Below are 23,217 nucleotides of genomic sequence, written 5' to 3' on the forward strand. Positions count from 1 at the left end.
CCTATTGATTTTTTCTATTTTGAAGATTTTAGATGGTCGTTTTTTGGTAAAATAACAGGACAAAAACAAGAAACGTCTTTGTCAAAAATAAATTTGTTGTTGAAAAAAGAAAAATGATAGTTTTTCTTCGTCAACCAACCTTCATGCATGAAAAATCTATGAGATTTCAGTAAAAAAGCCCTCTAAATGATACAACCTGTCATTAAATTCATTATATTTGCAAACAATCTTAATAAAAACTTTAAACATAACACTATGAACATTCCATTTATTTTTTGGCTTGTGCCAGTGGCCTCCGTGGTTGCACTATCCATGGCATGGTACTTCTTTCAAAGCATGATGAAGTATGATGAAGGCACACCTCGTATGCGAGAAATTGCGCAACATGTGCGCAGAGGCGCCATGGCGTACCTCAAACAACAGTACACTGTGGTGCTGTATGTATTTATCGCATTAGCTATCCTGTTTGCTTTTATGGCTTACGTGCTCAAAATTCAAAATCCATGGGTACCGGTTGCGTTCCTCACTGGAGGTTTATTTAGCGGACTCTGTGGTTTCTTTGGCATGAAAACCGCCACTTATGCATCGGGTAGAACCGCCAACGCAGCTCGCAAGAGCTTAAATCAAGGTCTACAGATAGCCTTCCGGTCGGGTGCTGTCATGGGACTCGTTGTGGTTGGTTTAGGTCTGTTGGACATCGCCATGTGGTTTATACTCCTCACCTATCTTTATCATGGCAGCAACATGGCACTGGTTACCGTCACTACAACAATGCTGACCTTCGGCATGGGTGCCTCTACACAAGCACTGTTTGCACGTGTGGGAGGAGGTATCTACACCAAAGCAGCCGATGTAGGGGCTGACTTGGTGGGCAAGGTAGAACAAGATATTCCTGAAGACGACCCTCGAAATCCCGCTACTATTGCCGACAATGTGGGTGATAACGTGGGCGACGTTGCTGGTATGGGTGCTGACCTCTATGAAAGTTATTGTGGAAGTATCTTGTCTACGGCTGCATTAGGTGCCACAGCCTTTGTGGCAAGCGGTGACATGCAACTCAAAGCCGTGGTAGCTCCTATGATTATTGCGGCAGTAGGTATTTTCTTGAGCCTGATTGGTATTTTCTTGGTACGTACCAAAGAAGAAGCAACGATGAAAGACTTACTGAAGTCTTTGAGCCTTGGTACCAATGTTGCTGCGGTACTTATTGCCATTGCTACCTTCCTCATCTTGTACTTCTTGGGCATCACCAACTGGTTGGGCGTTAGCTTCTCAGTAGTAACAGGATTGGCAGCAGGTGTCATCATCGGTCAAGCCACCGAATATTACACCTCACATAGTTACAAGCCAACCAAAGATATTGCAGCTTCTTCGCAAACAGGTGCTGCAACCGTCATCATCAAAGGCATTGGCACGGGAATGATTAGTACTTGCATTCCTGTAGTAACCATATCTGTAGCCATTATGTTGAGCTACCTCTGTGCCAACGGTTTTGATATGAGCATGAGTGCCGATTCGATTAGTCGTGGACTTTATGGCATTGGCATTGCTGCCGTGGGTATGCTTTCTACACTGGGTATCACCCTCGCTACCGATGCTTACGGACCTATTGCCGATAACGCTGGCGGTAACGCTGAGATGAGTAACCTCGGCGAAGAAGTGAGAGAACGCACCGATGCACTGGATGCCTTGGGCAATACCACCGCTGCTACTGGTAAGGGTTTTGCCATTGGTTCGGCTGCATTAACCGCCTTAGCACTTTTGGCATCCTATATAGAAGAGGTAAAAATAGCCATGGTTAGAATGGTAGAAGATGGTCATCAGTTTGTCAATGCGGCAGGAAACGTATTCAATCCTATGAATGCCACCATGTCTGACTTCATGGATTTCTTCCAAGTGAACGTAATGAATCCACGCGTTTTGGTAGGTGCCTTTATCGGTGCCATGGCTGCTTACTTGTTCTGCGGACTCACAATGGGTGCTGTAGGTAGAGCAGCTGGCGCAATGGTGGATGAAGTAAGACGCCAATTCAGAGAAATCAAAGGCATATTGGAAGGCAAAGCCACACCCGATTATGGACGATGTGTAGAGATTAGTACCAAATCGGCACAACACGAGATGATTTTACCTTCACTCTTAGCCATTGCTATTCCTATTGTTGTGGGAATCATTTTAGGTGTTGCAGGCGTTCTTGGACTACTCGTAGGTGGCTTGGCAGCAGGATTTACCCTCGCCATCTTTATGGCAAATGCCGGTGGTGCATGGGACAACGCCAAGAAGATGGTGGAAGAAGGCAACTTCGGTGGTAAAGGTTCGGCATGCCATAAGGCAACTGTGGTTGGCGATACCGTAGGTGATCCATTCAAAGACACCAGCGGACCAAGTCTGAACATCCTTATTAAGCTCATGTCCATGGTGAGCATTGTCATGGCAGGACTGACTGCTGCGCTCATCTAATACGAACTTAGAACACTGATAGAGGCAATTACCTCAACCTCCAAATCTGCATACGCAATGAAAGAAAAATGCAGTTGGAGGTTGAGGTAATTTTCATTTCAACCAATAAGGGAGCTGCGCAAGTTCCAAAGAAAAAGCACTTTCTTCACTCTATTAGCTTATAAATCATAGTTTTTATGTAATTTTGTATCCAAAATAATGACAACGACAATGACAGAACAGCAGCCCTCTCATCACCAACATGCGACGGAACATCACCACAGCACAGAGCATCATCACCACAGCGCAGAACATCACCACCATCATAGGAAACATCCTCAGTTCCAAAATAACCATGCGATGCGGAAGAAACGTAGGAAGATGGCAAGCAACGTATTGTTCTTTTCGCTCTGTATCGTTGCTGCACTCATCATGATGGCGGTCATTTGGATGTACACCGCTGAGTAGCAGAGCTGATAGAATAGATAAAAGGCGTTTCGAGTACGATACTCGAAACGCCTTTTATGATGAGGGATGTCCCAAAAGTGGGACACCCGTCGTAGGATTTAGCAAACTTTCTCTAATCGCTTCATTACAGAGAACATGAACAAAGCAGAGAGTAAGCAGACTCCAATGAATACAGACCATACAGCCCATACAGGTAAATCACCCCAAAGGTATCCACCTACGCTCACCAACAAGTTACCAATGGCGGTAGCAGCAAACCATCCACCCATCATAGCTCCCTTGAGTTTAGGAGGTGCAACCTTGCTCACAAAGCTGATTCCCATAGGACTTAACAGCAATTCACCAAACGTCAGCACGAGATAAGTACTAATCAACCAGTTGGCGGATGCGTAACTGGCGGTTCCAGCCTCGGCAGCCAACGCCTGTTCATTAGGAGTAAGCAAGCCTTGTGAACCAACAATCATGATGGTATAGGCAAATGCAGCAATCACCATACCATAGGCTATCTTGCGTGGAGCCGAAGGTTCTTTGCCCTTGGCAGCCAACGAACCGAAGATCGCCATACTGACTGGTGTCAACGCTACCACATAGAATGGGTTGAACTGTTGGAAGATAGGTGCACTCACATCAATCGCTCCTTCTACTTGAGTGTACTTATAAATCAACACAACGATTGCTGCCACGATGACAGCTAAAGAAATTCCCTTAGCTTTCTGTGTTTTTGACTGGAATAATGAGATTCCTGCATAGACAATAAAGATAATCATCACAAGGTTCACTACATCGAAAGCCATGCTCTGAACACCAGAAGAAGTCTTTTGAGTAAACTCGTTAGCAAAATAAGTCAGGGTGAGTCCGTTCTGGTGGAATGACATCCAGAAGAAAATAACCACTGCAAAAACCAACAAAAGTGCCACTACTCTATCCTTTACATCCTTCTTGCTCAACTCTTCGGTCTCGATGGCTTGACCATCGTCTGTCTTGGCTGCCGTGCCATTTCCTTCCACATGACGGAACGAAGAACGGAAACCGTAATAAATAGCCATAGAAATAATCAGGGATACACATGCTACGGCAAAGGAGAAATGGTAAGCATCGTTTTCGGCATAACCAACAGATTCAGCCCACTCCTTAATGCGTACGGCTGCCGTTGGTGCAAACAAAGCACCAATGTTGATAGCCATATAGAAGATGGAGAAAGCTGAATCGCGCTTGTCGGCATACTTCGGATCATCGTAAAGGTTACCTACCATTACTTGCAAGTTGCCCTTGAACAAGCCTGTACCAAAGCTGATGAACAGCAAAGCCAGCAACATTACCAAGAGCGCAAACGTCTCACCGCCCAATGGGATGGATAAGAACAGGTAGCCCAAGAACATCACCACGATACCAATGGTGACCATCTTGCCAAAACCAAACTTGTCGGCAAGCACACCACCCACTAATGGGAGGAAGTAAACCAGTCCAAGGAACACACTGTAAATCATACCAGCCGTACCAGGATCTAATCCAAAGTTGGCTCTTAAAAACAATACAAACACGGCAATCATGGTGTAATAACCGAATCTCTCGCCAGTGTTGGCCAATGCCAAAGCAAAAAGGCCTTTAGGTTGATTTTCAAACATAGTTTATTAATTATTTAGTTGTTGTAGTAATATCAAACAAATAGGACAGTCTTAACTGAATATTCGATAGATTTGATCTGGCAAAATAATCGCGCTTCGTGTCCCCATATAGGTTCCCTAATCCATAGTAATACCGAGCGTCTAAGAGCAGATGCCCCACCTTGGGCAACGAATATTCCACTCCGATACCTGCCACAATGCCATAATCAAACCTGTGTTCCACGGGCATCTTGTATTGAGTAGTCTCAGCATTGGCTCTGTCTTGCACGTTCGCCTGATTGAGTTCAAAGTTCATTTGCGTGCTTTCATTTAGCATGTAGCCAAATTGCGGTCCTGCTTGGAAGAAGAACTGAAAGCCTCGTTGTTCCTTTCCCCAAGCCAAATGTGCAAAGACGGGTACTTGTATATAGTTAATGGTGCGGCTGTATTCCTCCGCCAAACCAGTGTTCTTGTTAAGCACTGGCTCGTTTTGCAGATTCACAATGTCTTCTTTCCAACCAGCTTGCACATAATTAATTTCCGCATGGATAGAACAAAGGGTTTGAAAATATTTCTCAGAGATGTACCGAAAAGACACGCCTCCCGTCATCCCTCCATGAAACGTTTGTGTCACTTTGGGCACAAACCCGACATTGCTCAGCACATAACCTCCATTCACACCTACGGCAAACTCGTTGCGATGACTCCCTACCTGCGCCGTAAGGAGCAGCGGGTAAAACAGCAAAAAGAGAAAAAAAAGTGGATGTTTCATTTTTTACGCTAACACATAGTTTGTAGTAGAAAGGCTTAATACGAGATGCTCTCTATCCCTCCGTTACTCTTAAAGTGAATCAACATGAACGTGGAGTTCTGCCATCCAGCCTTTTTTATGCGTCGAAAGTCCAAAGGAGTCTGTAAGGCGGTATAGGAGTTTTGTTTTTTCAGTCCTGAAAAGGATTTCCCATATTGGTGCAATCCACGACAAAAGAATTGTGCATGGTCGTAACCTGTCAAGGCAAATCGTGGAATAGCGTATTGCATTTCTTCTTTGAACCACAGACGATACTTTTGCTCAAACTGCTTGGTTTGTGGAGAGAGCGCATTATAATACGCCACGGTGGGTATATAGGTGGGGTATTTACAGAAGTATTCGAAATATACTTTGGTGTACATCAACCACTCTGTATAGCCAAACAACGACACCGACAGTGTAGGATTGGCTGCCTTCAGTCCGTCTATCTTTGCCAACGCCACGTTTAACTCGGGCGATTTACCTGTGTTCAGTACCACCACATTGGGCTTTGACAAGGTAAACGATTTGGCGAACTGTTCCTCGCTGGATTTCAAGTTCGTAATGTTATAAGCGATTTTCTTATCCTCTAATTGTTTCCGTAACGTGAAAGTAAAGATACCTTTCTGACTATCTCGGTCGTTGCAATCAATGAACACAGGATGATAGTTAGGGAAACGGTTGAGGAAAGCATGAATGGCATCTTCATTCAATTGGTCGGCAGACTGATAAACTTGGTAGACCTGTGGATTGGTTGCCACTTCCCCACTCTCAATAGAAAAAGGAATCACGAGCTTGATGCCGAAGCGTTTGCAGAAGTCACCCAAGTGGGCAACCTGTTTGGTGTACAAGGGACCAAAAATAATGTCGCACCGTTGCGCATTCACATCTAAGAGTGTTTGTCGAATGTCGGCATCAATGGGTACGTTCCAGGCATAAACATCGGTGGAGATGCCTTGACGCTTCAAGTCGTCACACGCCAACAGTAAACCGCGATAATATTCTACCATTCTGCGACCATCACCGTCTACGTTGTGCAAAGGCAGCATCACTCCTATGCGAATGGCACGCTTGGTAATGTCTAACTCTTTTCCCTTGACCAGTTGTGTGGTGACAGGTTGGTTCTTGTCTGTCTTGGGTACAACGGGGACTACATTGGGTTTCTTCCCCTTCTCGAACGGAATAAATACGGTGTCACCTTTCTTTAACTCGTATCCCTCCACTTTCATCTCTGGGTTAGCATCCATTAAATCGGGGACGGAAATGCCATATTTTCTAGCAATCCCAAAGACAGTATCTTTCTTTTTTGCCTCATAGATGTCTCGCCACTGATTTACTTGCGCTGTGGCGTCAAGACAAAACAAGAGTGTTAATAATAAGACTATATAGTTAAAGATTGGTTTCATGTCACAAATTGTCTTTTTCTGTTTCATTTGCAAATTTACAAAAAAATCTCTAATCGCTCCTCTTTAATCATGAATCTTTTAGTATCTTTGCAAAGATAGAAAGCTCCAAGCTTTCAATTTTCGTATAGTAAGGTGCAGTATAGCACCACATTGGACAAACAAAACAACGGAATGAAAATAAAATTCATTATTTCTACACTAACGCTTTTATTCCCACTCCTCCTTTCTGCTCAAGAGCAACCCACCATTAACCCGCATGCTGTTTATTTTTCAGAGAAGGGTGAGCCCAGTGAGCCAACAACTTCTATCAGCGGTTCAGCTCCATTACGGGTGCTGCTGACAGCAAACGAGAACCATACAACAGGCTGGACAGCTTACTACGAGTGGAGAATTACCTTGGAAGGAGAAAAAGCTCCTTACCTTGTTCGTTATGAGAAAGATACAGAGGTGCGCTTTACCAAAGCTGGTGCGCATCGCATCGTACTGTATGCCATCTTCACCCAAGGTCAGGACTCGGTGAAATATACCCAAGAGTATTGGGCAGATGCACAGCCTATCACTGTCTCTATCTCGGAAAGCAAGCTGGAGATGCCCAACGCCTTTTCGCCCAATGGCGATGGCATCAACGATGTTTACAAAGCCAAAGAGGGCTGGCAAAGCATCATAGAATTTAAGGGTTACATCTTTAATAGGTGGGGACAGAAGCTCTTTGAATGGCACAATCCTGCCGAGGGGTGGGACGGAAAGTACCAAGGAAAAGACGTGAAGCAAGGCGTTTACTTTTGCTTGGTCAAGGCAAAAGGTGCCGACGGGCATGTATTCAACATCAAGACGGATGTCAACCTGCTGCGCACCTACCAACCATGAAATTAGAAAGAAAGAAGAACCATCAACCTCTCAATAGAAAGCAAACTACTCATGCCTCGCAAAGACGATAAAATCAATATATTTGGTGCGCGCGTGCACAATCTTAAAAACATAGATGTAGAAATTCCGCGAAATGCCCTTACTGTTATTACGGGCTTGTCGGGCTCGGGCAAATCATCCTTAGCATTCGATACTATCTTTGCAGAAGGTCAACGAAGATACATCGAAACCTTCTCTGCCTACGCACGCAACTTCCTCGGAAACATGGAACGACCCGATGTAGATAAAATCACAGGACTGTCTCCTGTCATCAGTATCGAGCAGAAAACCACCAACAAAAACCCACGCTCTACGGTAGGTACGACTACCGAAATATACGACTACCTGCGCCTACTCTTTGCACGTGCTGGCACAGCCTATAGTTATATGACGGGCGAAAAAATGGTGAAATACACTGAGGAGAAAGTCATTGACATGATTTTGCACGATTATGCCGACAAAAAAATATTCATCTTATCACCCTTGGTTAAACAACGAAAGGGGCATTATCGTGAACTTTTCGAGAGTATGAGGCGCAAAGGCTACCTCTACATGCGAGTGGACGGAGAGATAAAAGAGGTGGTGCGAGGCATGAAGGTAGACCGATACAAGAACCACAACATTGAGGTGGTGATTGATAAACTACAGGTGCGAGGAAATGACGACGAACGACTAAAGAAGACCATACAGATAGCCATGAAGCAAGGCGACGGGGTTATCATGATTATGGAGAAAGACTCGGGAATTATTCGCAATTTTTCCAAACGGCTCATGGACCCCGTCAGTGGCATTTCGTACGGAGAACCCGCACCAAACATCTTCTCTTTTAACTCACCAGAAGGAGCTTGTCCACATTGTAAAGGCTTGGGGACTGTCAACGAAATTGACTTGAAAAAAGTCATACCCAATGACAACCTTAGCATTTATGAGGGTGCTATTGTGCCCTTGGGTAAATACAAAAAACAAATGATATTTTGGCAAATCGATGCCATCTTACACCGATACGATTTGAATATCAAAACGCCATTCCGAGAAATTCCGCAGGAGGCGGTAGACGAAATATTGTATGGCAGTTTGGAGAACATTAAAATAGCTAAGGAGCTGGTACACACCAGCAGCGATTATTTTGTGACCTTCGATGGCATCATCAAATATTTACGCACCGTCATGGAGAACGATGACTCGAGTGCAGGGCAAAAGTGGGCTGACCAGTTTTTGGCTACAACCACCTGTCCCGAATGCAACGGCATGCGACTGAAACGTGAGTCGCTCTCCTATCGCATTGGTAACGAGAATATAGCACAGGTAGCCAACTTGGATATGAGTGAGCTAAAGGACTGGCTCGAACATGCGGAAGCTCATTTGGATGAACAGCAAAAAGTGATTGCTGCCGAGATTATCAAGGAATTACAAACTCGTGTGAGCTTCTTACTTGAAGTGGGTCTCAATTATTTATCGCTCAATCGACAGTCTGCTTCGCTGTCTGGAGGCGAGAGCCAGCGCATTCGGTTGGCTACGCAGATAGGTTCGCAACTGGTCAATGTGCTGTACATCCTTGACGAACCCAGCATCGGGTTGCACCAAAGAGATAACGAGCGACTCATTCATTCGTTAAAGGAGTTGCGAGATCTCGGCAACTCGGTCATCGTGGTAGAACACGACAAGGATATGATGTTGGCAGCCGACTACATCGTAGACATTGGGCCAAAGGCAGGACGCAAAGGGGGTGAGGTGGTATTTCAAGGCACTCCACAACAAATGCTTCGACAATCTACCATTACAGCCGACTACCTCAATGGCAAACGCAGCATCGAACTTCCCCTTAAGCGGCGCAAAGGAAACGGCAGGAGCATTTGGCTGAAAGGGGCAAGGGGCAACAATTTGAAAGATGTAGAGGTAGAGTTTCCGCTCGGAAAACTCATTGTCGTGACGGGAGTGTCTGGCTCTGGTAAGTCTACCCTCATCAACGAGACTTTGCAGCCCATCTTGTCGAAACATTTTTATCGCTCATTGAAGAAGCCGATGCCGTACGATTCAATAGAGGGTATTGATAATATTGACAAGGTAGTCAATGTAGATCAAAGTCCATTGGGGCGTACGCCACGCAGCAATCCAGCCACTTATACTGGCGTGTTCAGTGACATTCGGTCACTCTTCGTTAACCTGCCCGAGGCAAAGATACGGGGTTACAAGCCTGGGCGCTTCTCGTTTAATGTAAAAGGTGGGCGATGTGAGGCTTGTAATGGCAATGGTTACAAGACCATTGAAATGAATTTCCTGCCCGATGTCATGGTGCCATGCGAGGTATGCCATGGCAAACGCTACAACCGAGAGACACTCGAAGTAAGATATAAGGGCAAAAGTATTGCCGACGTGCTGGATATGACTATCAATCAAGCTGTGGAGTTCTTCGACACCGTACCTAATATTCTTCACAAAATAAAAACTATTCAAGATGTTGGCTTAGGCTACATCAAATTAGGACAGCCCTCCACAACCCTTTCGGGCGGTGAGAGTCAGCGGGTGAAGTTAGCTACCGAACTCTCGAAGCGTGACACAGGAAAGACATTATACATCCTTGATGAGCCAACCACTGGACTGCACTTCGAGGACATCCGCATCTTGATGAATGTGCTGCAACAATTAGTGGATCGTGGTAACACCGTGGTGATAATCGAACACAACTTAGACGTCATCAAACTGGCTGATTACATTATTGATATGGGACCAGAGGGAGGACGTGGCGGCGGAAAGGTGTTAAGTACAGGAACTCCCGAAGAAGTAGCGCAAAGCAAGGATGGCTATACCCCTCGTTTTTTGACAGAAGAACTAAAACAAACAAGGAAAAAGAAGTAAAGCTCTTTCCTACTCTTTTCTTGAAGCAATGAGTGAAGGCGGTTATTGACAGTGGATGACCGCCTTCACTCGTTGTTATAATTTCCTCAATCCATTACTACAACAAAGCCGGCAACTATTCGCTGCGTTTTTAATATCGCTACACCTCAACAAAAACATCCTCCGCCTGACGTGCAAAGAACACAATTCAGACGGAGGATGTTTAGTATCATTTTATATCTTAGAGTGCTACCGAAGCCGCATGTATCCAGTCGAACACCATGTAGCACACGCCAAACAACACTACACCGGCTGTGCATACAGCCAATGCCAACTTGGTATTGGTGTGACTCTTGAACGTGGGCAATGGATTATCACTTTTCTTGATGTACATCGCCTTCACAATCAAGAGGTAGTAATACAAGGAGATGACCGTATTGATTAACGCAATGAACAACACGATGTACGCCCATGCCCCTACCGAAGTACTTAGATCGGCATCTTGCACAGCTGCCATAAAGATAAAGAACTTAGAGAACATTCCCGCAAATGGTGGAATACCGCCCAACGAGAACAATGCCAAAGTCATGAGGAACGCCAACTTGGGATTGGTTTGATAAAAGCCATTGTAACTGTCCATCATCACCGTACCGTTGTTATGTTCCTCTACCGCACTGATAATGGTAAACACTGCCATGTTGGCTACCACGTAAATCAACACATAGAAGCTCAATGCAGTGACGCTCAACGCCGAGTTACCAACAATCGCCAAGACAAAATAACCTGCCTGAGAGATAGAACTGAACGCCATGAAGCGTTTCAGGTTGGTTTGACGAATGGCGAACAAGTTAGCTACCGTGATTGACAACACAATGACAATGTACAACATATATTGCCAATAGATGACCATAGGGGCAAAAACTTTCATCAAGATAGTGCAAAGGGCAAAAGCTGCTGCACCTTTACTTACTACCGAGAGATAGCCCGTAACGGTGGTTGGCGCACCTTGGTACGAGTCGGCTGTCCAGAAATGGAAAGGCACCAAACTAATCTTAAAGCCCAATCCGCTGAAAAAGAACACCATGCCAAGAATGGTAAATGGTGTGGCGGTGAGTTGTGTGGCAATATCTTCAAAGTAAAGTGTGCCTACCGCACCATAGATGAAGCTGATACCGTAGAGCATCACCCCGCTTGAGAAGGTGGCTGTCAATATGAACTTGGCTCCTGCTTCGGCTGAGTCGTGACGATATTTGTCAAACGCAACCAAGCAAGCCATAGGTACGCTCGCCATTTCCAAGCCTAAGAAAAAGAGCAAGAAGTGGTTGGCACTCACCATCATATTCATTCCCAACAGCGTTGCTATCACCAATAAGTAGAACTCTCCCTCCTTAAAAGCGGTATCGGGACGTGACAACCATTCTTTTGACTGGATGAGAACGATGAGCGTTCCAAAAGCCAAAATGGTCTTTATCACCCCAATGGCAGGCGTAGCGATGTACATTCCCCCAAAAACAGTGTGTGTCTCTATAGGGAACAGATTGATAAGGATGTGCGCAAACATAAGCAGACAAATCATGGGATTGAACCATGAGCGACGCTTGTCGGTGGGCGCAAGCGTCCTAATCTTCTGCGATGTGGCAAAATCGGCAACAAACGTAACCAGCAAAAGCACCACTAAGGTGACCTCTGGCATCATATATAGGAATTGACTGTAATTCATCTTCTTCTAAACTTTAGTGTATTATATTGAGTAAGATAGGTCCTACGGCATCATTGATGACATTGCTTGCCCACAGAGGTGCGATACCTAAGCCAGCTACACAGAATATCAAACACATCACAGCCACACGCTCGTCCCATGTAGCATCAGTGAGTTGCTCAAAATGAGGATTGGCTACCTTCTGATAAAGTATCTTTCCAACAACACGCAAGATGTAAACTGCGGTGACAACAATGGAGGTACAAGCGATAATAGTAGCGGTGCGGTGGAAGGTATCGTTGTTGGCAAACGAGCCTACAAAGATAGTCATCTCTGCTACGAAGCCCGAGAAACCGGGTAATCCCAAGTTAGCCAAACCTGCCACTACATAACCTACGCCCAAGAAAGGCATGATTTTCATCAATCCACCCAACTGACGGACATCACGTGTATGCGTGCGTCCGTAAATCATACCGATGAGCGCAAAGAACAAAGCGGTCATCAAACCGTGTGAGAGCATTTGGAGAATGGCACCCGTACAAGCGGTTTTGGTCATCATCAACAGAGCGAACAACACCAAGCCACAGTGACTTACCGAAGAATAGGCGTTGATATATTTCAAGTCGGTTTGCACACAAGCCGAGAGAGCGCCATAAACTACAGAGATAGTAGTGAGGATAAGGAAGATCCAAGCCAACTCTTGTGCCGCCTCGGGCAACAAGAACATGGCGATGCGGAAACAGCCGTAGCCTCCCAACTTCATCAACACGCCAGCATGGAGCATAGAAACTGCAGTGGGCGCTGAAGCATGTCCATCGGGTGACCATGTGTGGAAGGGGAACAAGGCACCTAACACACCGAAGCCAATGAATATCAATGGGAAAAATATCTTCTGAACATCAACGGGAATGTTGTGCAGAGCAGCAATCTCAAGTACGTTCATCGTGGTGGCCCCACTATAGAAGTAAATGCCCAAGATACCGATAATCAGCAAGGCACTTCCGCCCATGAGCATTAACGTCAACTTCATAGCGGCATATTCCTTGGGACCACTTCCCCACACACCTATAAGCAGATACATCGGGATAAGTGCCACCTCGTAGAACATGAACATAGTAAATAAATCGATAGAGATAAAGAAGCCAAAGACACCAATGCTCAACAAGGTGAACCAAAGGAAGTACTCTTTAGTCATGGGTTTGAGCTGCCAAGAGGCAAAGGTACCCGTAAAGACGATGATACTCGATAAGAGCAACATGACAACCGAGATACCATCCACTCCTACCGTGTAGGCTATGTTGAGCGGTTTGAACCAAGGTGCACTGTACATAAACAGCATGGCTTCGGTATTTCCTGCCTGACGCATTTGGATAAATGCAATAGTAAGCCAAACAGAGAGTGCCAGCAAAGCGGAAGAGCCAGCCACCATGACACCACGTACTTGACGGATGTTGCGAGCCAACCAAAGCCCGAACAACATCAAGACGGGAATAACGACGAATAATGTTAATATACTCATTTTTGTATTTTATTCATTAAATCTTTCTAACTAAAGCATTACAACAAGCAAATCAATGCTAACGTCAATGCTACACTACCTGTAAGGAACCAAACGGCGTATTGTCTCACATCGCCACTCTGCCAAGGTCGGATGCTTTCGCCTGCCTCTTGAGTACCCCATGCCAAGAAGTTAAAGAAGCCATCGATAACATGACGGTCGAACCAAGCAATGGGGCGGCTGACACAACGGAAGATAATTTTGTGTGTCACGAACTGCCAAACCTCATCCATGTAGAAACGTTTGTAAGCAGCGCGGTGCAAGGTTGGGAAAGTACTTGCCAACTTGTCTGCCACTAGCGTTTTCTCTCCTTTATACATAAAGGTGGCGAGACCGATGGCAAGCAATGCCAATACGGTACTGGTAATCGCTACCGACCAGTTGGTATGCGTATTAAACCCAATGCCGTTGGCAGACACCAGCTGTCCTGCTCGTGTCCCCCAAAGGAAGACGGTACAAGTGATAAGCGACAAGAATATCAACGGAAAGGTCATCACCGCAGGAGCTTCGTGAGGCGCATGCACGTTGGGTTCGCCCTGATGCGACTCGTAATAGCTCTTTCCCCAGAAGATAACGTAATACAAACGGAACATATAGAAGGCGGTCATCATAGCAATACCGCTCATCACCATTCCCATGACGGGGTGAAAGCTGTAACAAGCCACCAATATTTCATCTTTTGAATAGAATCCAGAGAAAGGTGGAATACCCGAAATAGCAAGACATGAAATCAAGAACGTAATGTGCGTGATGGGCATGTACTTGCGAAGTCCTCCCATATAATATTTCTCGTTGGAGTGTACGGCATGAATCACACATCCTGCACCCAAGAACAAACAAGCCTTGAACATAGCATGCGTAAACAGATGAAACATGCTTGCCATATATCCTAAGCCTTGTACGTCGGCATATTCTTCAGTCATCGCTATCGCACCTGTGGTAGGATCGGGCAAGCAAACGCCCAAAGCAACGAGCATGAAACCAATTTGCGAAATGGTTGAGAATGCCAAGACACGCTTGATGTCACTCTGTGCGCATGCCACGGCAGCCGCATAAAAGGCGGTAAAGGCAGCAATATAAGCAATCCAATGCAACTGCTCGGGCGCATATTCCACGAACAAGGGGAACATACTTGCCACCAAATACACACCTGCCACCACCATCGTAGCAGCGTGAATCAATGCCGAAACAGGCGTCGGACCTTCCATCGCATCGGGCAACCAAATATGTAAAGGGAACATGGCTGATTTACCTGCACCACCAATAAACATCAGGAACAGCGCTAACGGCATCACCCAAGCAGCATGAGCAGCATGAGTTGCCAATTCTGGGGTAGCGGTTAAATCGTAATTGAATGTACCTACATAGAAACTATAAAACAAGATACCGATTAAAAAGAACAAATCGGCAAAGCGTGTCACAATGAAGGCTTTCTTAGAAGCCGCCACAGCTGTGTGCATGGGGTAATAGAAACCAATGAGCAGGTAAGAGCTAACGCCCACCAACTCCCAAAACAAATACATCTGGAAAATATTGGTTGCCACTACCAAGCCCAACATTGACATGGTGAAGAGCGAAAGGAATGCATAATAACGCTGAAAACCTTTCTCTCCGTGCATATAGCCAAAGGAATAGATGTGCACCATGAAACTGACCGTAGAGATAACCACTAACATCATTACAGAAATAGGTGTCAACCTAAAACCGATGTTAAAGGTAAGCAGTTCGGTAAACTTCAACCACGTTATATTAAAAGGTGTAATGGTGGGATATAATCCGTCAACGCCACGCCCTACGCCTATAAAATACTCATAAGCGGTGTAGCAAGAAAGACAGAATACCGTACCCAGCACCACGGTGCCAATGAGTCCAGCCACCTTATGACTCATCTTCATACCCAACAGTCCAAGTATCAGGAAACTGAGTGCAGGTAGAAGAAGTATTAAATATACATAACTGTAATCCATCATCTTATAATTTCATATTTTCAATACTGTTCACCTGATCACTACCAAAGTTTCGGTAAACGTTTATAATAATGGCAATCGCCACCGCTGTCTCGGCAGCACTGATGCCAATGGAGAACAACGTGAAGAAAAAGCCCTCCAACTGTTCGGGGAACAGGATGCGGTTAAACACGGCAAAGTTGATGTCTGCGGAGTTAAGAACCAACTCTACGGAGATTAACATTGCCAACAAATTACGACGGGTAACGAAGCCAAATACGCCAATAAAGAACAACAGCGCACTCAGACCTATCAAACATTCAACGGGTATCATTTATCATCCTCCTTTCTGGCAATTAACAAACCGCCAATAATACATGCCAACAAGAACACGGAAATGAGTTCAAAGGGCAAAATATACTGAAATTTGTCAGAACCAAGCAATGCTTGTCCGATGACATTCATCGGGACTTCTACATCAGCAACCTGCGTTGCTCGATGGATAAATTGGTTCTTCACCAAGACACCTATCACGGTAGCCAGTCCTATCAATGAGAGCAAAGCCCCCTGAATGACGCGTGAACCTTTGAGATGTTCTACTAATCCTTGGAGCGTACGCTTAGATACCAACTGTATTGCAAAGATATAGAGTATCGTGATGCCCCCTGCATAAATAGCAATCTGTGCTGCTCCCAAATATGTATATCCTAAAAGGAAATAGATACCTGCAACACCAAATAAAACAAATATCAGAAAGGTAGCCGCCCGCATAATCCTTTTTGTTAGTACACACATGATGGCAGAGCCCAAGATGACGACTGCCAAAATGCAAAACATGATTAAATTAGCCATATACGTTACTACTTTTATTTGGTTTTGGTATTAAATTGTCCAATGGTCAACGGTGCTCCACCGTCTATCAAGCCTGGCAAACTTCCGCCTTGATACACTTCCTTGTCAAGGTGCATGGTCAAGGAATCTCGCTCGAACACACTGTTTTCAAAGTCGTTGGTAAACTCAATGGCGTTGAAGTTACAAGAATTGACACAGAGTTGGCAGAACATACAATCGCCTAATTTGTACTGATAGTCCACCAATTGTTTCTTTTTCCTGCCCGTCTCTTCGTTGACAACCATTTCACTCTTAATGAGTATGGTCTCATTGGGACATGCTTTCTCGCACATAGTGCACGCTACACAGTTGTGAGTGCCGTCTTCGTTACGCTTAAACACTAAGCGTCCACGGTGACGTTGAGCCACATGCAGTGCCGTCTTGCGATTCTCTGGATATTGTTCGGTGCTCTTTGGGGTGAAGTATTCCTTCAAGGTAACCCTCAACCCCGTTACAAGCGACTTGATAGCAACCCAGATTCCGCTAAAATATGATTGTTTATTTTCCATCTTACTGAATCTTCAAGAAATGAAACGTTTTAACCGTGGATACCAAAAGCCACACAAATGGTCATCAGTATGAGATTTACCAATGCCAATGGCATGAGATACTTCCACTCTAAAGTTAAGATTTGGTCAATTCTCAAACGTGGGAACGTCCAGCGAATCCACATCAGAAGCCAAACTACAACAAAGGTCTTGCCTAAGAACCACACAATGCCAGGAATATAATTCATCACAGCATCAAAGCCTTCGACTCCAATGTTGAAAGGTGCCCAACCGCCTAAGAACACGGCAGTGGCTAATCCTGCGATGACAAATAGGTTAAGGTATTCTGCTAAATAGTAGAAACCAAAACCCATACCTGAATACTCTGTATGGTATCCAGCGGTCAACTCGCTCTCTGCCTCTGCCAAATCAAACGGTCCACGATTCGCTTCAGCATTGCCAGCTACCAAGAACAACAAGAATGCAATGATAGCAGGAAGGTGCCCTTTGATAATTAACCAGTTCCATGGTCCTGTCTGTGCTTCCACAATTCCACTCATCTGCATCGTTCCCGTCAAGGCAACAGCCGCAATGAGGGTCAGTCCCAAGGTCATTTCATACGAAATCATCTGCACCGCTCCACGCATGGCAGACAGAACAGAATATTTGTTATTAGATCCCCATCCTGCCAAAAAGACGCCTAACACACCGATGCTTGATATAGCAGACACCAAGAAGATGCCCACGTTAAAATCGAGAATGTGCGCTCCCTTATTCCAAGGAAGGAACGAGAAAGTACCCACCGAGGCAATCACCACAAAGAATGGCGCAATATAATACAAGAATTTGTCGGCTTTGTCAACGGCAAAGATTTCCTTAATGAGCATCTTAAACACGTCGGCAAACACCTGAAGCGTTCCCCAAAAGCCCACACGCATAGGCCCGAGACGGCATTGGAAGTAAGCACACACCTTACGTTCCATGAATATCAACACTATCGCCAACAAGGCGTAGGCAGTGAGAATGGCGACACCAACGACAACACATTCAATGAATATCGTCCAAAAATCGTTCAAACCTAAGGTTTGTCGAAGAAGGGTGTCGAACCATGTGGTTACTATACTAAAATCAAACATGATCTATTTAAGTTATTTATATTGAACAAGTTGCGAACATTGAGCAAAGCATTGCTACAAGTTGTCAACTTATATACCTGCTATCTGTCAATATCTGGAATGACAAAGTCGAGCGCCGCACCTGCAGTAACAAGGTCAGCTATCTTCTGTCCTCGCAGCATCTCATCCATCGCAGCAACATGATTCAAGCCCATAGGACGGAATTTCAAGCGGTAAGGCATCTTGTCTCCCTTAGAATCCAAGTAAACTCCTATTTCACCGCGTGAGCCTTCGCATGAGAAATACCATTGTCCTTCAGGCACTTTGATGATTGGCTTCTGTTTTACATAGAAGTCGCCTGCTGGAATATTATCAATGAGCTGTTCGATGATGCGAATGCTTTGCTTGATTTCCTCAATACGATTGAGGTATCTACCAAACGAATCGCAATGCTCGTTGAGAACTTCCTCAAACTCCACCTTGTCGTACATGGCATAAGGATGATACTTGCGCACATCGTTCTTCCAGCCAGAAGCACGTCCAGAAGCACCTGTCACACCATAACTAATGATGTTGTCGAGACTCATGGGCGCAATTCCCTTGAAGCGTTGTTGCATGATGACGTTATCTCCAAACACATCCATGTACTCTTGTAGCATGGGTTTGAGATAAGCACACAGTTTCTTGGTGTTCTCCACAAAGTTGGGATCGATATCATCTTGGCAACCGCCAATACGGTAATAGTTTTGAATGAGTCGTCCACCCGTGGTTTCCTCCATGACGTTCAGCACGTGTTCGCGGTCGCGCATGCTGTACAAGAAGGCTGTCAAAGCGCCCAAATCCTGTGCGCAACAACCTAAATATAGCAAGTGCGAGTCAATACGCTGCAACTCGTCCATGATGGTACGGATGTACTGTATGCGCTCGGTCAGTTCTATCTCCATTGCCTCTTCAATGACGCCCACCAACGCATGGCGGTTCATCATGGCACTGAGATAGTCCATTCGGTCGGTCAACGCCAAGGTTTGAGGATAGGTGTACGCCTCGCACATCTTCTCCATTCCACGGTGGATATATCCAAAATGCGGATAGATGTGCTTCACGGTTTCACCGTCCAATACACTTTGCAAACGAAGTACACCGTGCGTACTGGGGTGTTGAGGACCGATGTTGATAACGAAATCGTTGTCTGTGAACAACGGAACGCGGGTCTCTACCAAGTTACCGTTCTTATCAAGTGAGTATTGGAACGTGTAATCCAACTCCACATCCTCTTCCAAAGTGTACTGGTTGTTCTCGGGCGAGACATCGAAGTTCTTACGAAGTGGATAGCCCTTGAAATCATTGCGCAAATAAAGACGGCGCATATCCTTATGCCCCAAGAACTTAATACCTAAGAAGTCGTACACTTCACGCTCTAAGATATCGGCAGCTTTCCATAGGTTAGAAACGGTATCGAGTACATACTCCTCCCCTATTTGCTGCGCTATTGCCTTGACCGATGTACGCTCGTGAGTTTGTGTGTTTTCTAAAATATAAATACATCCTAACCCTTCTTCGCCAAAGTCTTCGCCAACAATGGTAACAAGGTAATCGAAATGCTTGTCGTTCTTCAGTTTCGACATCTCTTGTGCCAAGTTACTGAATGCAATTTCTATATTTTCTAATTTCATATCCGATATACCTTATTTAATGTTGTTGTTCTAACTCTTCTTGAGGATGAAAGTCCTCGGGAACGTGAGTCACTACGATAGGCTTGTTTTCCTTCAGTTTTTGTTGGTACACCTCTGCGTTACTCAATCCGTGGTGGTGAGCCTTTTGCTTATGGTTGACACCTCCGAAGAATTTTTCTACTTTGATTTTGCGTTGCAACTGCATCATGCCATACATGATAGCCTCTGGACGTGGGGGACATCCCGGTATGAAGACATCGACAGGAACAATCTCATCAATTCCTCTTACCACGTGATAACTGCTCTTGAACGGACCGCCAGAAATGGCACATCCACCCACCGCAATAACGTATTTGGGTTCTGCCATTTCATCATACAAACGCCTAAAAGCAGGTGCCATTTTGTTGGTAATGGTTCCAGCACACATAATCAGGTCGGCTTGTCGTGGAGAGTTACGTGTGACCTCAAATCCGAAACGAGCGAAATCGTAACGGGCGCATCCCACTGCCATAAACTCAATACCGCAACAGCTGGTAGCGAATGTCAAGCTCCAGAGCGAGTTGGCACGCCCCCAGTTAATCAGTTGGTCCAGCGACCCTGTGACAACGTTCACGCCTCCTTCATGGAGTTCGTCAACAATGCGTTCCAACGATTCGTTGTCCTTAAACTCCCCGTAAGGAATACTCTTGATATACGGTTTCTTTATTTCCATTCCAAAGCTCCTTTCCGCCAAGCATACGCCAAGCCTAAGACAAGTACCATAAGGAAGAAACCGATGCTAACCAAAGCCATCGATCCAAAATCTCGCACAACTACCGCCCATGGATAGAGTAGTACAGTCTCGATATCGAACATGAGGAAAAGGATAGCGAAGAGGTAATAACCAACGTGCATGGGAAGCCACGAAGAACCTCTCGTTGGGATACCACTCTCATAGGGTTCGCCTTTTACCGCATTATACGAGCGCGGACCAATTAACTTTGCGATGACATAAGCTGCCACTACCAAGGTTACGGCCGTCAACAAAACGGTAACGAATAAAGTAAAATTCATAAAAATTATTATAATTATAATTGTTCTCGCTTTCTGTCGAAACACATACATTTTTACAAATGCGATGCAAAGTTAATCATTATTTTGAGATTTTTACAAGATATGAACAAAAAAAATAGGTTAAATTGCTAACTTCAGATTGCAAAACATGAATTCCAAGTGAATATTCTATCATCGGGACAACACAACCCTCATGCCACTACCAAAAGTTAACTCAAACAAAAGCAAAAGAAAGGTGGTATCCGATGGCATACAAAAATCGGAAAAATCTTAACAATAAGCATTAGAAAACTCACGGATTTAAGGGCAAAATCCTGACGATATTTTCAACCGACCTTATTGTTGACTGCAAATACGCGAATTTTGCAAACTATTGATATAAAGACGCTTACGAAATTTCAAGTAAAAAGCGCAGAGGTTATCTCCATGCTTTAGGCATCAAAAAGGGTGAGATTGGCGTCTTGAAATCATGCAATAAGGTCGCTATTGTAATCATTTAGCACGACTAAAGCATGGAGACAAGCAGGTTGAAGCAATAAGATAAGAAAACAAGTCACTGTTTTGACGCATTCAAAATTCTAAAACAAAGAAAACTCAAGCAATTTTCTTAGGCTTATCTCAATGCTTTAACAGGGGGAAAACACACTTGAAAACAAGCAAAAAATTTTACATATATAAGAGTAATCGTAACCTTATTGAAAAGCGATTGAAAATAAATGTCATCCGTAGGCAATTAAAAGAACGTTTTAAGGACGGACTGCAAATGACATAACTCCTCCTCAAACTGCATCAACAATCTGTAGAAAGTGCAACGATGCAATTTGAGGAGGAATGAAGAACTATTGTACCAATAGTTTTTTACCGTTTACAATGTAAATGCCACGTGGCAGGTCGGAGAGTTTTTTAACAAAGATGCGCTGTCCAGATAGCGTATAGATTTTATTCTCGCTGGTGCGCTCTAATGTTCTCTCACTTTGCCGTATGTCAGTTGTTTTTGTTACAGGTTCAATAACAATTAAAGATGAGAGTTCCTTGTTATAGTAAGGATCGCCTGCCCCATCAAAGGTATTGTTCTTTGTATTCAGCAACCAATAGCCCAGTACCTCAGCATAAGAGTTGGCATGCGTTCCTCTTTTGGATTTTATAAAGAACTTACCGAAAAAATTAAGAAAATTCTTGGTTTGGGCATTTGCACCAGTGCGTGCCTTTTGCAACTCAAGTCCGTTGACATACTCATCCAATTCATCAGTTACACCGTTCACGGAGAAGTTGGTAAGCCAAGTGGGAGCGGGTGTCATGACTGGGTAACTCAACCACTTGTTATCGATAGTCTTGAAAGCAATTTTTCCATTCTGCAAGACATGAGCCGTGAAACATGCCGACTCATCAGGCAGGTGTTTTGGTTTGACCTCATGTGTTGACAACTTACCGTTCAAATAGTCAAGCAAAAAAGTTTTTTGGTTATAGTCGAAAAACTTAATGGTGTAGCGCTTACCATCTTCAAGCATTTCTACATCAGTATCATCAAGGTATGCCTGTCTGGCTTTTTCCAATTCTTCCTTAGAGTGATTCTGAGGTGCGTTGTAGATGTTTGTTAGGGCAATTCTACTGTTAGCATTTGCTTTTGGATATCCCACACCTTTATAACTCAGTAATAATTTCACTATTGCCAAATCTGTTGGTTGTATCTCGTTACCACTTTCTGTCGAACGGGTAGTCACTGCATCGTAAACGACATTTACAGGATCAGACTTTATCTCTTTGGTTGTTGCTTCTTGCATGCCGATGTCATGACCAGCTGCAAATACAGCATTCCCTTTGATTGTAAAACATAGAATGATTGCGCAAAATAATTGTAATTTTGTGTTCATAAATAAAAAAAATGTTGTTGTTAATTGATATAATTATTCAAATCGGCTGCAAAAGTAATTATTTTTTCCAAAAAACTGTGCAACAAAAATAAAATCTTGATATAAATCAAGGTATTAATCACGGCTATTTTTTCAAAAATGAGCTAAAAATCTAATGGTATATTACCTATCCCAAGGTTATCTAAAAGAAAAAAACACGACAAACATGGGCTGAAAGCAAAAAACCTAACAGCCCAAAGCAATGCCATGGGTACTATAGACCTTCTATCTTGCGCTCTGAAAGTCCAAAAGGAGGGGCATCAGCTGAAGACGATTTATGCGAAAAACGCATAATATAGCCATACTGCCAAAGCCACAAACACGAGAAAGAGTACTATCTTTAATAAACAACTCGTTATTTTCTTCAACATAAAAGCACCCACAATAATGGCTATCAGTAGGTAGATATAAAAACTAATATTTGAAAACATGATTTTAA

At 44.3% G+C, this 23,217-nt stretch carries 18 protein-coding genes; 4 read left to right on the plus strand and 14 right to left on the minus strand.

What is annotated here, in order from left to right:
* The first annotated feature begins 255 nt into the window (after positions 1 to 255).
* Complete coding sequence (locus HMPREF9304_RS04365; protein WP_036926797.1) at positions 256 to 2,457, plus strand: sodium-translocating pyrophosphatase; 2,202 nt, start codon at positions 256 to 258, stop codon at positions 2,455 to 2,457.
* Positions 2,458 to 2,667: 210 nt separating this feature from the next.
* Positions 2,668 to 2,904 carry a hypothetical protein gene (locus HMPREF9304_RS04370; protein WP_036926799.1) on the plus strand — a complete coding sequence of 79 codons (237 nt, stop codon included), beginning with the start codon at positions 2,668 to 2,670 and terminating at the stop codon, positions 2,902 to 2,904.
* Between the two features lie 98 nt (positions 2,905 to 3,002).
* Here HMPREF9304_RS04370 and HMPREF9304_RS04375 read toward each other — a convergent pair whose 3' ends face one another.
* Genes HMPREF9304_RS04375 through HMPREF9304_RS04385 form a run of 3 tightly spaced genes read right to left on the minus strand, consistent with a single transcriptional unit; the run spans position 3,003 to position 6,704 of the window.
* On the minus strand, positions 3,003 to 4,529 hold the full coding sequence (locus tag HMPREF9304_RS04375; RefSeq protein ID WP_036926801.1) for a peptide MFS transporter: 1,527 nt from the start codon (positions 4,527 to 4,529) through the stop codon (positions 3,003 to 3,005).
* A 10-nt stretch (positions 4,530 to 4,539) separates the two neighbouring features.
* A complete protein-coding gene (locus HMPREF9304_RS04380; RefSeq protein WP_036926802.1) occupies positions 4,540 to 5,280 on the minus strand; it encodes a porin family protein in 741 nt (246 codons plus the stop codon).
* 35 nt (positions 5,281 to 5,315) lie between these two features.
* On the minus strand, positions 5,316 to 6,704 hold the full coding sequence (locus HMPREF9304_RS04385) for a LysM peptidoglycan-binding domain-containing protein (protein WP_036926913.1): 1,389 nt from the start codon (positions 6,702 to 6,704) through the stop codon (positions 5,316 to 5,318).
* 171 nt (positions 6,705 to 6,875) lie between these two features.
* On the opposite strand from HMPREF9304_RS04385, the gene HMPREF9304_RS04390 reads away from it, so the two are divergent.
* Positions 6,876 to 7,571: a T9SS type B sorting domain-containing protein gene (locus HMPREF9304_RS04390; RefSeq protein WP_036926914.1), complete on the plus strand. Its 696-nt coding sequence runs from the start codon at positions 6,876 to 6,878 to the stop codon at positions 7,569 to 7,571.
* 51 nt (positions 7,572 to 7,622) lie between these two features.
* Positions 7,623 to 10,466: an excinuclease ABC subunit UvrA gene (uvrA, locus tag HMPREF9304_RS04395; protein ID WP_036926803.1), complete on the plus strand. Its 2,844-nt coding sequence runs from the start codon at positions 7,623 to 7,625 to the stop codon at positions 10,464 to 10,466.
* 220 nt (positions 10,467 to 10,686) lie between these two features.
* Here uvrA and HMPREF9304_RS04400 read toward each other — a convergent pair whose 3' ends face one another.
* The 11 genes from HMPREF9304_RS04400 to HMPREF9304_RS04450 form a co-directional block, all read right to left on the minus strand.
* Positions 10,687 to 12,165: an NADH-quinone oxidoreductase subunit N gene (locus HMPREF9304_RS04400; RefSeq protein WP_036926805.1), complete on the minus strand. Its 1,479-nt coding sequence runs from the start codon at positions 12,163 to 12,165 to the stop codon at positions 10,687 to 10,689.
* A 13-nt stretch (positions 12,166 to 12,178) separates the two neighbouring features.
* Positions 12,179 to 13,663: a complex I subunit 4 family protein gene (locus HMPREF9304_RS04405; RefSeq protein WP_036926808.1), complete on the minus strand. Its 1,485-nt coding sequence runs from the start codon at positions 13,661 to 13,663 to the stop codon at positions 12,179 to 12,181.
* A gap of 38 nt (positions 13,664 to 13,701) precedes the next feature.
* Positions 13,702 to 15,669: an NADH-quinone oxidoreductase subunit 5 family protein gene (locus HMPREF9304_RS04410; protein WP_036926915.1), complete on the minus strand. Its 1,968-nt coding sequence runs from the start codon at positions 15,667 to 15,669 to the stop codon at positions 13,702 to 13,704.
* Between the two features lie 4 nt (positions 15,670 to 15,673).
* A complete protein-coding gene (gene nuoK / locus HMPREF9304_RS04415; RefSeq protein WP_004348632.1) occupies positions 15,674 to 15,982 on the minus strand; it encodes an NADH-quinone oxidoreductase subunit NuoK in 309 nt (102 codons plus the stop codon).
* The gene (locus HMPREF9304_RS04420; protein WP_036926811.1) at positions 15,979 to 16,500 is read right to left on the minus strand and encodes an NADH-quinone oxidoreductase subunit J family protein; all 522 of its coding nucleotides are present in this window, start codon (positions 16,498 to 16,500) and stop codon (positions 15,979 to 15,981) included. Before HMPREF9304_RS04420 ends, nuoK begins: the two co-directional genes overlap by 4 nt.
* A gap of 14 nt (positions 16,501 to 16,514) precedes the next feature.
* Positions 16,515 to 17,048 carry a 4Fe-4S dicluster domain-containing protein gene (locus HMPREF9304_RS04425; RefSeq protein WP_036926812.1) on the minus strand — a complete coding sequence of 178 codons (534 nt, stop codon included), beginning with the start codon at positions 17,046 to 17,048 and terminating at the stop codon, positions 16,515 to 16,517.
* Positions 17,049 to 17,077: 29 nt separating this feature from the next.
* Entirely contained in the window at positions 17,078 to 18,163 is a 1,086-nt protein-coding gene (nuoH, locus tag HMPREF9304_RS04430) for an NADH-quinone oxidoreductase subunit NuoH (RefSeq protein ID WP_008125571.1), read from the minus strand.
* Between the two features lie 80 nt (positions 18,164 to 18,243).
* The gene (locus HMPREF9304_RS04435; RefSeq protein ID WP_036926815.1) at positions 18,244 to 19,815 is read right to left on the minus strand and encodes an NADH-quinone oxidoreductase subunit D-related protein; all 1,572 of its coding nucleotides are present in this window, start codon (positions 19,813 to 19,815) and stop codon (positions 18,244 to 18,246) included.
* A 16-nt stretch (positions 19,816 to 19,831) separates the two neighbouring features.
* The gene (locus HMPREF9304_RS04440; RefSeq protein ID WP_036926817.1) at positions 19,832 to 20,527 is read right to left on the minus strand and encodes an NADH-quinone oxidoreductase subunit B; all 696 of its coding nucleotides are present in this window, start codon (positions 20,525 to 20,527) and stop codon (positions 19,832 to 19,834) included.
* Entirely contained in the window at positions 20,518 to 20,868 is a 351-nt protein-coding gene (locus tag HMPREF9304_RS04445; protein WP_036926916.1) for an NADH-quinone oxidoreductase subunit A, read from the minus strand. Before HMPREF9304_RS04445 ends, HMPREF9304_RS04440 begins: the two co-directional genes overlap by 10 nt.
* 839 nt (positions 20,869 to 21,707) lie before the next feature.
* Entirely contained in the window at positions 21,708 to 22,739 is a 1,032-nt protein-coding gene (locus HMPREF9304_RS04450; protein ID WP_036926819.1) for a hypothetical protein, read from the minus strand.
* Between the last annotated feature and the right edge of the window lie 478 nt (positions 22,740 to 23,217).

Source organism: Hoylesella timonensis S9-PR14 (assembly GCF_000762405.1).
Classification (GTDB): Bacteria; Bacteroidota; Bacteroidia; order Bacteroidales; family Bacteroidaceae; genus Prevotella; species Prevotella timonensis_A.

Excerpts from the sequence above, each read along its gene's own strand:
- HMPREF9304_RS04375 (WP_036926801.1), bottom strand. The coding sequence starts at position 4,529 with ATGTTTGAAAATCAACCTAAAGGCCTTTTTGCTTTGGCATTGGCCAAC.
- uvrA (WP_036926803.1), top strand. The coding sequence starts at position 7,623 with ATGCCTCGCAAAGACGATAAAATCAATATATTTGGTGCGCGCGTGCAC.
- HMPREF9304_RS04450 (WP_036926819.1), bottom strand. The coding sequence starts at position 22,739 with ATGAACACAAAATTACAATTATTTTGCGCAATCATTCTATGTTTTACA.
- nuoH (WP_008125571.1), bottom strand. The coding sequence starts at position 18,163 with ATGTTTGATTTTAGTATAGTAACCACATGGTTCGACACCCTTCTTCGA.
- HMPREF9304_RS04400 (WP_036926805.1), bottom strand. The coding sequence starts at position 12,165 with ATGAATTACAGTCAATTCCTATATATGATGCCAGAGGTCACCTTAGTG.
- HMPREF9304_RS04370 (WP_036926799.1), top strand. The coding sequence starts at position 2,668 with ATGACAGAACAGCAGCCCTCTCATCACCAACATGCGACGGAACATCAC.
- HMPREF9304_RS04445 (WP_036926916.1), bottom strand. The coding sequence starts at position 20,868 with ATGAATTTTACTTTATTCGTTACCGTTTTGTTGACGGCCGTAACCTTG.
- HMPREF9304_RS04365 (WP_036926797.1), top strand. The coding sequence starts at position 256 with ATGAACATTCCATTTATTTTTTGGCTTGTGCCAGTGGCCTCCGTGGTT.
- HMPREF9304_RS04390 (WP_036926914.1), top strand. The coding sequence starts at position 6,876 with ATGAAAATAAAATTCATTATTTCTACACTAACGCTTTTATTCCCACTC.
- HMPREF9304_RS04385 (WP_036926913.1), bottom strand. The coding sequence starts at position 6,704 with ATGAAACCAATCTTTAACTATATAGTCTTATTATTAACACTCTTGTTT.
- HMPREF9304_RS04420 (WP_036926811.1), bottom strand. The coding sequence starts at position 16,500 with ATGGCTAATTTAATCATGTTTTGCATTTTGGCAGTCGTCATCTTGGGC.
- HMPREF9304_RS04435 (WP_036926815.1), bottom strand. The coding sequence starts at position 19,815 with ATGAAATTAGAAAATATAGAAATTGCATTCAGTAACTTGGCACAAGAG.
- HMPREF9304_RS04425 (WP_036926812.1), bottom strand. The coding sequence starts at position 17,048 with ATGGAAAATAAACAATCATATTTTAGCGGAATCTGGGTTGCTATCAAG.
- HMPREF9304_RS04410 (WP_036926915.1), bottom strand. The coding sequence starts at position 15,669 with ATGGATTACAGTTATGTATATTTAATACTTCTTCTACCTGCACTCAGT.
- HMPREF9304_RS04405 (WP_036926808.1), bottom strand. The coding sequence starts at position 13,663 with ATGAGTATATTAACATTATTCGTCGTTATTCCCGTCTTGATGTTGTTC.
- nuoK (WP_004348632.1), bottom strand. The coding sequence starts at position 15,982 with ATGATACCCGTTGAATGTTTGATAGGTCTGAGTGCGCTGTTGTTCTTT.
- HMPREF9304_RS04440 (WP_036926817.1), bottom strand. The coding sequence starts at position 20,527 with ATGGAAATAAAGAAACCGTATATCAAGAGTATTCCTTACGGGGAGTTT.
- HMPREF9304_RS04380 (WP_036926802.1), bottom strand. The coding sequence starts at position 5,280 with ATGAAACATCCACTTTTTTTTCTCTTTTTGCTGTTTTACCCGCTGCTC.